The sequence below is a fragment of the Zymobacter palmae genome (genome assembly GCF_003610015.1).
Taxonomy (GTDB): Bacteria; Pseudomonadota; Gammaproteobacteria; order Pseudomonadales; family Halomonadaceae; genus Zymobacter; species Zymobacter palmae.
On record NZ_AP018933.1, the window covers coordinates 1,708,547 to 1,720,963 of the forward strand.

Below are 12,417 nucleotides of genomic sequence, written 5' to 3' on the forward strand. Positions count from 1 at the left end.
CATATGCCAATGATAACGGTATATTAATGCCCCGTAAGCACCGCTCGCCACCGGAGCCGTCGCTAGCCGGCCGGAAAGTGGTGCGGGAAGGTGGGATTGCGGTATCTTTTGTGACAAGGCCCTGTACCGAAGGCCATTTCATTCATGATTGCGATTACCGCTTGGTTTGATATTCAGGAGCGTTCCGATGCCGACTTCCCTTTCCTCTCTCCCTGAAGGGTATGACGTTTACATGCTGTTGACCTCGGTCAACAAGGAAGAGCTCAATCACAAGGTGTGTGCGGCGCTGCGAATGGGGTATCGGCTCCAAGGGTCGCCCGTTATCAATCAGTCAACAAACCGTCGTGTCTATTTCGCGCAGGCCGTGTACTGGCCTGGCGTCTACGACGCGTTCGACGCGGACAATGCCTAGCCACGGGGCACTGGCCTAACGGCCTGCCTCCTCCTTCAGCGATCACCCAACGGTATCCGCGCTGCCGTGCTATCGCTCTTCTGGGCATAGGCACGCCTGACCGCCATCGGAAATGCAAAGGCCCCCGTCGATATCGCTATCGGCGGGGGCCTTTTGTCTTCATATCAAAGCAGTGATGAGCACATAAAGGGCGGGCGCTGGGTATTCACTGCACAGCACCCTGTCACGAACATGGCCGCATCAGCACCTTCTGCTTCTGGTGCCAACGTGGCCATGGTGCATGTCATGCGGTCAGTGCACGGCAGAGCACCTCGACATAGGGAGATTTCAGCATCTGTACATGGTTGCCCTGACTGCGCACCACCTCCACCTGCGACCAACGCTGCTGCCAGCGGTGGGTCGTGGTGGCATCCGTATCCGCTGCGACGACCAGCGTTGCAGGAGCCTGTGGCAGCTGCATCGGCCAATAGCCCGAACGCAGATTGATGGCGAGCACGCGCAGGATGCGGTGTAGCGACTCCAGCGGTGTTCGCGTAGACATGATACCGGCAGACGTGACCGCCCCGTGCAAAGCCGTTAATCGCTGGCATGGCGTCATGTGGGCAAGATGCTCGCGCTCCAGTGTCAACGGCACGCCCTGCATCTCCAGCAGGTCGATCAGCTTCTGCAACGCCCCCAGCGATGAGACTTCCTTACGCTCGCACTCGGGTACGCGACTGTCGGCGATGACCACGCGCGCCAGCGCTATGCCCTCCGCTTCCAGCTGCTGAGCCAGTGCTAGGGCGACCCAGCCACCGAACGAATGCCCGACGAGATACAGTGGCCCGGCGGGCAACTGCCCCTCCAGCGCTCGCCGATAGAAGGCAGCCGCCGAAGTAACATCGCTGTGCGGCACATCTTGCCCCCACAATCCCCGGGGCTGAAGACCGATGACATGCCAGTCGGACGGCAGGCTGCGCACCAGCGGCATGAACGAGAACACGTTGTCGCCCGCACCGGGAATGCACAGTACAGTCGGTGCCCCCGTTTGGCCGCTCTGAAGCGTCATCGCCGGCATATAGCAAGACGAGGGTACGGCGGCGCGACGCGTTTTGAGCGTTTGGGAAATCGCGCTGCCCAACGCATGCACATAGGGTTCGGACACCATGCGGGCATGGGTACCGGGTACGGCAGTGCACACGACCTGCGCTTCCGGCAGCACGCGATGCCAGCCCAGCCCCGCTTCGGCCTGCTCGGGTTCATCGGCAGCCACGAACAGGTCAATCACGATCGGCAGCTGCGGCACGTCATATTCGGCACTCAGCAACGCCAGACGGTGCGTCAGCCAGCCGTGGTAGTACTCAGGTGACCATCCTGCCGGCAGCATGTCGAGGGATTGCCCCAGCGTGTAGTGCACTTCCCACAGCGGCCGCGTGCGGGACAGCGCCTCCACCTGCGCACGCAGCGCATCAGTGGTCGCCAGCGCGTCGATATCCCCTTTGACGAGGTAGTCCATGCGCTGTTCGTCATCCGGCAACGCGAACAGCTCATCCATGGCAACAACGCGCCCATCGTCGCGATCGGGCAGGCGGGTGTCGAGCATGCCGACGAACTCGACACTCTGATCCTGCCCCATTAGCTGGGCCGCCACTTCGTAGGCCATTACGCCGCCGAACGACCAGCCCAGCAAGCGATACGGCCCTTCCGGCTGCACCTCACGTACCATCCCGACGAGGCGTGCGGCGGCACCCTCCACGGTCTGGAAGGCTGGCTGACGGCGATCCGGCGCAGGAAGGCCGTACACGGGAATGTCGCTGTCGATACAGGAGGTCAGCAACGGTCCGTAGAACAGCTCTCCGCTGGCCTCAGGCACGATAAACAGCGGACGCGCGCTCCCCGTACTACGGAACGCTAGAGGGGTATCGACATCCTGTACTGTCGGCAACACCTCACCCAAGCGCTCAGCCAGTTCGCTCAGGCGCGATGCGGAAAACAGCGTGACCAGCGGTATCTCTATCCCTTGCTGCTGCGCTTCATTAACCAGGCGCACGGCCATCAGTGAATGGCCACCCAACGCGAAGAAGTCGTCGTGACGGCCGACCTGTTCCACGCCCAGCAAACGTTGCCACAGCGCAGCCAACTGGCATTCCAACTCGCCCTGCGGGGCTTCATAGGCGGCCTGCAGATAGGTCGCCGCATCCGGTTCAGGCAACGCACGGCGATCCACCTTGCCATTCGCATTGAGCGGAATCTCTGCCAACGGCACCCACGCAGAAGGCACCATGTAGTCCGGCAGGCGCAGACTCAGCCGCTGATTCAATGTCTCTGGGTCAATGTGGTGCCGTTCATAACAGGTGTAATACGCCACCAAGCGTTTCTCACTGGCCTCTGTACCACGCGCTTCGACCACGGCATGCTGCACTTCCGGGCAGGCCAGCAATGCGGCTTCGATTTCACCCAGTTCGATGCGGAAGCCGCGCAGTTTGACCTGGAAGTCGTTGCGGCCTTGGAACATCAGTGTGCCATCCGCTCGCCAGTAGCCCAGATCACCAGTGCGGTAGAGACGCGCGTTGGGCGCTGCGGGCATCGCCGCAAAGGGATCGGGCACGAAACGTTCGGCCGTCTGTTCTGGCAGGTTCAGGTACCCTTCCGCGACCCCATCGCCGCCGATATACAGCTCGCCCGTCACACCGATCGGCACCGGCTGCTGGAAGGCATCCATCACGTAGACCGTAGTATTGCTGATCGGGCGGCCAATGGGCATTTGTGGTACGTCGGGATTGGCATCGTTCATGCGATAGGCCGTCGCAAAAGTCGTGGTTTCGGTCGGCCCATAGACGTGCAGAAAATGCTGTGGCGGCCCTTCACGCAGCGCGCGACGGACGAAGGCAGGATCCAGTGATTCCCCCCCAACCATCAGATAGCGCAGCGCAGGCAGATAGCGTTGCAGAGCGTCGGCATGCTGGTTGAACAGCGCGATGGTCATGAACATCACGGTGACGCGGTGATGTTCCAGCGCCGCCGTGAACGCCTGTGCATCCATCACGGTATCGTGATCGAACACCACCAGACGGCCACCGCACAGTAATGCGCCCCACAGTTCCATCGTGCTGGCATCGAAAGCGGGATTGGCCAAACACGCCACGCGGTCATGCGCATTGAAGGCCGCATAACCATTGGAGAAGATCAGGCGCAGTACGCTGCGCTGGCTGACCATCACGCCTTTGGGGCGTCCCGTTGAACCGGAGGTGTACATGATATAGGCCAGTGCGGGACCGGCCGGATCATACGCACGCCCCGGGTTGATGCATGGCTCGCTCAACGGCGCGGCTAAGCACTGCTCGGGATCAAGCACGGACAGCCCCAGCGGCCAGGGCGCAAACGCCGCGCTGGCGTCTGCCGAGGCCAGCAACAGGCGCGGCGCGCTATCGGCCAGCATGAACTGCGCACGCGATGCGGGATAGTGCGGGTCGATCGGCACATAGCAGCCCCCGGCCTTCAGAATCGCCAGCAGGGCTGTGACCAACAGCTCGCCCCGTGGCAAGGCCACCGCTACGCGATCGTGGGGTTGCAGTCCTTCTCGCAGCAGTCGATGCGCCAATCGATTGGCACGCTCGTTCAGCTGGCGATAACAGCAGGTGTGCGTTCCTTCTACCACAGCAATGGCATCGGGCGTGGCCGCTACCTGCGCTTCAAACATCGCCGCGAGGGAGGCATGGCGCGGGTAGTCGCGCTGGGTCGCATTAAAGGTACCAGTGACCGTTTCGTATTCCACAGGCGAGAGGATAGGCAGCGACATCACGGGACGTTCTGGCGTCGCCGCCATACCTTCCAGCAAGAGTGCCCAGTATCCTTGCCAGCGTTCGATCGTTGCTTCGTCAAACAACGCGGTGGCGTAGCGCAGCACTCCCCGTACATCACCATCCTGTTCATTTAGCTCAAGGCTGAGATCGCACTGGGCAGTGTGCTGGTCGATGGGAAGCACGGTCGCGGAAAGGCCGCTCAGTGTCGGTTGTTCTCCGCCTTGCGCCTGCCAGCCCAGCATCACCTGAAAGACCGGGCTATGAGCAAGACTGCGCCGCGGCGATACCGCTTCGACGATCTGTTCAAACGGAATGTCCGCGTGCTGCTGGGCGTTCAACACGGTCTCGCGCACGGCAGCCAGCAGTTGCACGGTATCCACGTCACTCGGCACGCCAATGCGCAGTGCCTGTGTATTGACGAACATGCCAATCAGCGGTTCCAGCTCGTAGCGCTGGCGACCCGCCGTCGGCGTTCCGATCACGATATCGTCCTGCCCCGATAGACGGGCCATCAGCGCTGCCCACGCCGCCACGAGGGTCATATAGAGCGTGCCCCCCTGCGCACGACTCAGCGCATGCAGTCGCGCCACCAGCGGTGCCGGTAGCACGACGTCGAGCTGCGCGCCGCGGTAGTCCTGCCGTTCCGGACGTGGACGGTCGAGCGGCAGGCGGAGGCATTCCGGCGCGTGCCGCAGCTGCTCAACCCAGTACTGCTGTTGATGCTGAAGGCGCTCGCCGGTGAGGTAGCGCTGCTGCCACACGGCGTAGTCGCGGTACTGCAGTGCCAGCGGCGGCAGCGGATCGGGCCGTTCAGCCGCGAAGGCGTCATACAGAGTGCTCAATTCCTGCATCAGCACGCCCATCGACCATCCATCAGCGATGACGTGATGCAGAGCCAGTCTCAGCAGATGATCGTCGTCGCGGTAACGGACCAGCTGCGCCTGGACCAACGGGCCGCAGCCTAGATCGAAGGTGGGTGCAAACGGCGGCAAGGTGTCCTCGGGCGATCCCAGCGACACGTATTGGAGCGGGAAGCCCACCTGCGGCGCGCCGACAATCTGCTGCGGTTCGCCGTCTACGGTTGCCATATGTGTGCGCAGGCTTTCGTGACGTGCCACGATGCCATCCAGCGCACGCGTCAGCGCGGCTGTGTTCAACGTACCACGCAGCCGCAGACCGCCTGCGATTACATAGCTGGCACTCGCGGCGTCATCCATCCGCGACAGGAACCACAGACGTTGCTGGGCCAGCGACAGTGGAATGGGGCCATCAACGCGCTGCGCCGTGATGGCGGGAAGCGCGTCATCACAGTCGGCCTCGTCCAGCTGCGTCGCCAGCTCAGCCAGCGTCGGGAAGGCAAACAGTGCGGTCAGCGATAGCGCACACTTGAGCTGAGCCCGAACACGCGATACCAGCTGTACGCCCAACAGCGAATGGCCGCCCAGCGCAAAGAAGTCATCGTGACGACCGACGCGCTCGACCCCGAGCAGCGCCGACCAGATGTCCGCCAGAGCAGTTTCATGCGCACCCTGCGGCGCCTCGTAGGTCCGCTGAACACGTGCAGCATCGTCCGGCTCGGGCAGCGCACGGCGATCGACCTTGCCGTTGGCGGTCAGCGGCAGCGCGTCCAGTGGTACCCAAGCAGAGGGCACCATGTACTCCGGCAGCTGCGCATGCAATGTGGCACTGAGCACATCAGGTGTCACCTGCTGCCCAGTTCGACAGGTAAAATACGCAACCAGCCGGTGTGTATTGGCACCATTACCCGATGCAATCACTATGGCCTGATCAACGCCTTCACAGGCCGCCATTGCGGCTTCAATTTCACCTAGCTCAATGCGGAAACCACGCAGCTTGACTTGGGAATCATTGCGCCCTTGGAACATGATATCGCCACTGAGCAACCGATAGCCCAGATCGCCAGTGCGATAGAGACGCGCTTCCGTCGAAGAAGAGAACGGGTCCGGTACAAAACGCTCCTCGGTCTGTTCTGGCAGGTTGAGATAACCACTGGCCACCCCCTCTCCGCCAATATATAGCTCGCCCGTTACGCCAAGGGGCACTGGCTCACCGTAGGCATCAAGTATGTGAACAGTGGTGTTGCCAATCGGCCGACCAATGGGCATCTGTGGCGTATCGGGATCGGCATCGTTCATGCGATAGGCCGTCGCAAAAGTCGTGGTTTCGGTTGGGCCATACACATGTAAAAAATGTTGAGGTGGCCCTTCAAGCAGTGCTCGCCGTACGAAGACAGGATCCAGCGACTCCCCTCCGACCATCAGGTAGCGCAAGGAAGGCAGGTAGGGTTGCAGCGATTCAGCATACTGATTGAAGAGCGCAATGGTCATGAACATGACCGTAACACCGTGATGCGCCAGCGCAGCAGCGAACGTATCAGGGTTCATCACCGTGTCGTGGTCAATAATGACCATACAACCACCGCACAACAGCGCTCCCCATATTTCCATGGTGCTGGCATCAAAAGCGGGGTTGGCAAGGCAGGCCACTCGATCAGATGACGCAAAGTCAGCGTAGCCATTGGCATAGATCAGCCGCAATACGTTGCGATGATTGACCATCACCCCTTTGGGCCGCCCCGTTGAGCCCGACGTGTACATAACATAGGCTTCTGCCGATGTATCCAGCATGGGAGGCCATATGGGATTACTCACCTCCCTGTCAGAGGGCACCAAAGCAGGGTCAAGTGTACGCAGGCCGGGTTGCACAGAAGCAATGGTGCTGTCTTCATCAGCCAACAGCAGCATGGGTGCACTATCTTCGAGAATGAACCGCACACGCGCCACCGGATAACGCAGGTCGAGTGGCACATAGCATCCCCCGGATTTGAGGATCGCAAGAATGGCCACGGTCAACCCGATGCCGCGAGGCAAGGCGACAGCCACCCTGTCCCCAAGCGTCACTCCCTCGGTCTTCAACCAGTGGGCCAAATGATTAGCTTGAATGTTCAACTCAGCATATGTGCAGCATTGATCGCCCTCTATCACAGCGATCGCGTCAGGGGCAGCAGCAACCTGTACTTCAAACGCGGCCGATAGCGGGCAATCATGAGGGTAATCGCTCTGAGTTGCGTTGAAAGCTGAGATCAACGTCTCGCGTTCAGTCAGTGACAGCATCGGCAGTGCCATGACCGGCTGTTCAGGTGTAGCCGTCATGCCTTCCAACAGTCGCACCCAGTAGCCGATCCAGCGGGTGATCGTCTGTTCGTCGAACAGCGCCGTTGCAAAGTGCACGGCCCCTATCAATCGCCCTCCTTCTTCACGCAGCAGCACGCTGAGGTCGCACTGAGACGACACCGTTTCGTCTTCGCACGGAGTGAGGGTCAGCCCGGGCAAGGTCAGCGAGGCTTCAGGTGTGTTCTGTAACGCTAACATCGTCTGGAAGACCGGGCTGTACGCTAGGCTGCGTTCCGGCGCGACGGCTTCCACCATATGTTCGAACGGCACCTGCGCGTGCTGCTGGGCGGCCAGCGTGGTGGCTTTAACCTGCGCCAGCAAGGCTTCCACGGAAGGCGATGCCTCAAGGTCGAGGCGCAGCGGCAGCGTATTGACGAACATACCAATCAAAGGCTCGATATCGGGATGATCACGCCCAGCGACCGGTGTCCCCACCACGATATCGCGCTGCCCCGACAGACGCGCCATCAGCGCTCCCCACGCGGCCAGCAGCGTCATAAACACGGTACCGCCATAACGTCGGGACAGCGCATGCAGACGCGCGGTCAGCGCGTGATCCAGCACAACGGGCACAGCCGCACCGTCGTAACGCTGCACCGCCGGGCGCGGTCGGTCGGTCGGCAATGACAAGCAGGCGGGCGCACCGTTAAGCTGTTCGACCCAGAACCGACATTGCGCCGCCATGTGTTCATCATTCAGAACGTCCTGCTGCCAGATCGCTACATCGCCGTACTGTACCCGCAGCGGCGGCAGTTTGGCCTCGCGGCCCTCATGCGCCGCCGCATAGCCTTCGCTCAGTTCGCGCAGGAAGATACCGATCGACCACCCATCGGCGATCACGTGATGAAACGCAAACTGCAGCACATGGTGATCGGTGCCGAGGCGCACCAGACGACCGCAAGCCAACGGCCCCTTATCCAGCACCATTGCAGGCGTGAACGGTGGTACGGTGTCGCCGTGAGTCAGTGCCAGCGTGGTCAATGAAAAACCGCTGCCCGCTGCGGATACCCGCTGCCACGGCACATCGTCGACGTCAATGATATAAGTGCGCAGCGCTTCGTGGCGCGCCGCAATGGCGTCCAGTGCCTGCCGCAGCGCGCGCTCATCCACTTCACCCTTTAGGTCGACGCTGCCATGCAGCTGGTAGGCGCGGCTCAGGCTGCTGTCCATGCGCGACAGGAACCAGATCCGGCGCTGGGCCGGTGACAGTGGCGCATCCTCGCCCGCTGCTCGCGGCAGCATGTCAGGCAGTACTCCCTCCGCTGCAGGTACCAGCCTTGCCGCCATGGCCGCCAACGTGGGATGGGCAAACAGGGCTTCCAGACTCAAGGTATGCTGCAAGCGCTGCTGTACGCGTGTCATCAGCTGCACGGCCAGCAGCGAATGACCACCCAGTGCGAAAAAGTGATCCTGCCGCCCGACGCGCTCGACGCCGAGCACATCGCGCCACAGGGCGGCCAGCCCTTCTTCCAGCGGGCCATGCGGGGCGTCGTACTGCTGGCGCACGAATGCACTGTCATCGGGTGCAGGCAGTGCCTGCCGATCCAGCTTGCCATTGGGCGTCAGCGGTAATCGTTCCAGCACCATGAACGCTGCCGGTACCATATAGCCCGGCATGATCGCCGCCAGTGCGGCCTTGAGCTGTGCGGCGTCAGGCATCACATCACGGCTGGGCGTGCAGTACGCCACCAGCTGCGGCTCTCCGCCAGTATGGGAACGTGCGACGACGATGGCATCCTGCACACCGTCACATGCCTGCAGCGCGGCTTCAATTTCACCCAATTCAATGCGGAAGCCGCGAATCTTGACTTGAAAGTCGTTACGCCCTAGGTAATCCAGCGTACCGTCCCTGCGCCAGCGCACTAGGTCGCCGGTGCGGTACATACGCACCTGTTTGTCAGCCACGAACGGATCGGGCAGGAAACGTTCAGCCGTCAGCTCAGGGCGGCCGAGATAGCCGTGGGTCACGCCCGCGCCGGCGATATACAATTCACCCACGACGCCAACCGGCACGGGGTGCTGCTGCTCGTCCAGCACGTAGGCACGAGTATTGGCGATCGGGCGTCCGATGGACACCTGTGCCTCTCGCGTCGACAGCAGCTGCATAGTCGACCACACCGTCGTTTCGGTAGGGCCATACATGTTCCACAGCGTACTGACCCGAGCAGCGATATCGTGGGCCAGCGCCAGCGGGCAGGCCTCGCCACCGATCAGCCCCGTCAGCTGCGGTGCGCCCTGCCACTGGTTTTCCAACAGCAGTTTCCACGTCGCGGGGGTGGCCTGGAACAGGGTGATGTCTTCATCACGCAGATAATCGGCCAGCACCGCACCGTCAATGCGTAGCGCATCGCCAGCAATATGAAGCTGTGCCCCGCTGATCAGCGGCAGAAAGAGTTCCAGTACATGAATGTCGAACGACAGCGTGGTGATGGCCAGCAGGCGATCACGCTCATCGACACCCAGCTGACGTTGCTGGTGGCAGAGGAAGTTGACCACGGCACGATGCGGCACCATGACGCCCTTGGGTTGCCCCGTAGAACCCGAGGTATAAATGAGATAGGCCAGATTGTCTGGCGCAGCGGTCGGCAATGCCGCTTCCCATACCGAGCCATGCGGCCATAGCAAAGTATCGCCCTCCATCAGCGCCAGCGTCAGCGCGTCGGGCAACGGAGCCATGCGTGGAGGAAAGTCGGCCGTGGTGATCAGAACAGTGGGACGGCTGTCCTCAAGAATGTAACGCAAACGGTCGTCAGGATAGGCAGGATCAAGCGGGACATACGCCCCGCCCGCCTTCAGCACCGCCAACACGGCAACGACCATTGACAGCCCTCGCGGCAGCGCAATGGCCACACGCTGGTCTGCGGCTACCCCTTGCGCCACTAGCCAATGCGCCAGCCGATCGGCTTGATCGTTCAGCTCAGCATAGGTCAGCGAGGTGCCATCGTGCACCACAGCCACAGCGTCCGGTGCCTGCTCGACCTGTCGCTCAACCAAGGCATGAATGCTTGCCTCGCGGGGATAGTCATGTGCCGTGGCATTGAAGTCCTCAACCACCTGATCACGCAGGTCATCGGACAGCATCGGCAGCGCGTTCACCGCCGTATCAGGCTGACGCACCATGCCGCTCAGCAACTGCGTCCACGCCGACAGCCACTGGGTGAGCGTATCGGCATCGAACAGTGCCGTGGCATAGAACAGCGAACCAACCAACTCACCGTCGATATCTTCCAGCGCCACGCTCAGATCGAACGGTGCCTTGGCCTCTTCACTGGTCAACGCCTCCAGCGCGATGCCCGGCAGGGTCAGCTGCCCTTGCGGGGTGTTCTGGAGCGTAAACATCGTCTGGAACAGCGGGCTGTAGGCTAGGCTACGGCTGGGCGCGACCGCTTCCACGACCTGTTCAAAGGGAATATCGGCGTGCTGCTGCGCCTCCAGTGCCACACGCCGCACCTGCGCCAGCAAAGTCGTCGTATTGGGGGCTGCCGACAGATCGACCCGTAACGCTTGTGTATTGACGAACATGCCCAGCATCGTTTCCAGCGCCTGCTGCCCACGCCCGGCGATGGGAATGCCGGTCACGATATCGTCTTGGCCAGATAGCCGGGCCATCAGCACCGACCAGCTGGCCAGCAGTACCATAAACGGCGTACAGCGGTGCTGCTGACCGAGCGCCTTAATCGCTTGCGTCAGCGCGGCATCGAAGCGGATCGGTAAACGTCCGCCCGCCATCGCCTGCCGCTCGGGGCGCGGGTGATCCGTCGGCAGCGTCAGGCGCTCGGGCGCACCGCGCAGCCGTTCGACCCAATACTGTTGCTGGTGAGTCAGCGTACCGTCTTCAAGCAACCCCTGCTGCCACTGTACGTAGTCGGTATATTGCAGTGCGGGACGCGGCAACGCGGCCTCCCCCGACTGCGCACGGGCGTAATAGGCCGACAGGGCATCCATGAACAGCGCCAGCGACCACCCATCGGCGATCAAATGGTGCAGCGCCAGCTTCAGCACGGTGACCTCTTCCGATACCCGCAGCAACTGCACCCGCCACAGCGGGCTTTGCGACAGCACGAAAGTCGGCAACAACGGCTGATCTTCTTCATTCATATGATGAAGATCACGCACTTCCAGCACGTGGTCGACCTCGACTTCGGTCACCTGCTGACGGGGCTCGCCGTCTACGGTAACGATGCGCATCCGCAGCACATCGTGATGCGCCAGCAGTGCGCGCAGCGCTTCACGCAGCGCCTCTTCGTCGACACAACCTTGCAGGCGAAAGCCACCGCTCAGCACGTAGGCATCGGCACTGTCGCCCCCCATCTGCGCCAAAATCCATAACCGCCGCTGAGCCAAGCTCAGCGGCACTCCTTCTGGAGGACAGGACTGCGGCGTTAAGGGGCGCACGGTACTTGGGCTCTTGCGCGCCACGCCCTGTTGGCGAGCTCGGGCCAGCAAGCGCACTTTGTCTTCCCGACTCATCCGCTTCAATGCATCGCGTTGCGGGCCAGTGTTACTCATGATCATCCCCTTCGGCTTCTACGTCCGTCATGTTCAACAATTCATCGAGATCAAACTGCGCAATACTGATATCCACCACACGCTCGGTGAACGCGGCCAGGGTCGAATGCTCGAACAGCTCGGCCACCGGCACCTCGACCTGCTGGGTCTGCTGAATGTCCGCCACCACCCTGACGGCCAGCAGTGAATGCCCGCCCAGCGCAAAGAAGTCGTCGTGACGACCAATACGCTCGACGCCCAGCAGCCGCTGCCACAGCATCGCCATAGCCTGCTCTTCGTCATCAAACGGCGGCTCAAAAGCCGTCGCAGCCACCTGCATGTCCGGCTCGGGCAGCGCACGGCGATCCACCTTGCCATTGCGCGTCATCGGGAAGGCGGTCATCACCACCCATGCCGACGGCACCATGTAGTCCGGCAGATGCGCCATCGCGTAGGCCTGCAAAGCGGCCAGTGCGATATCATCGCCCTGCAGATAGGCGGCCAGTTGAGGTTCACCGCCCACATTCGTGCGCAGCATCAC

3 protein-coding genes are annotated in these 12,417 nt (G+C 61.8%); 1 reads left to right on the forward strand and 2 read right to left on the reverse strand.

Annotation, left to right across the window (positions count from 1 at the left end):
• Window positions 1-187: 187 nt before the first annotated feature.
• The gene (locus tag ZBT109_RS07650; protein WP_027706284.1) at window positions 188-412 is read left to right on the forward strand and encodes a DUF1737 domain-containing protein; all 225 of its coding nucleotides are present in this window, start codon (window positions 188-190) and stop codon (window positions 410-412) included.
• Window positions 413-695: 283 nt separating this feature from the next.
• Here ZBT109_RS07650 and ZBT109_RS07655 read toward each other — a convergent pair whose 3' ends face one another.
• Window positions 696-11,897, reverse strand: a complete 11,202-nt coding sequence (locus tag ZBT109_RS07655; protein WP_169734039.1) for a non-ribosomal peptide synthetase — start codon at window positions 11,895-11,897, stop codon at window positions 696-698.
• Window positions 11,890-12,414: a phosphopantetheine-binding protein gene (locus ZBT109_RS14220; protein ID WP_408646093.1), complete on the reverse strand. Its 525-nt coding sequence runs from the start codon at window positions 12,412-12,414 to the stop codon at window positions 11,890-11,892. Before ZBT109_RS14220 ends, ZBT109_RS07655 begins: the two co-directional genes overlap by 8 nt.
• Window positions 12,415-12,417: the final 3 nt, after the last annotated feature.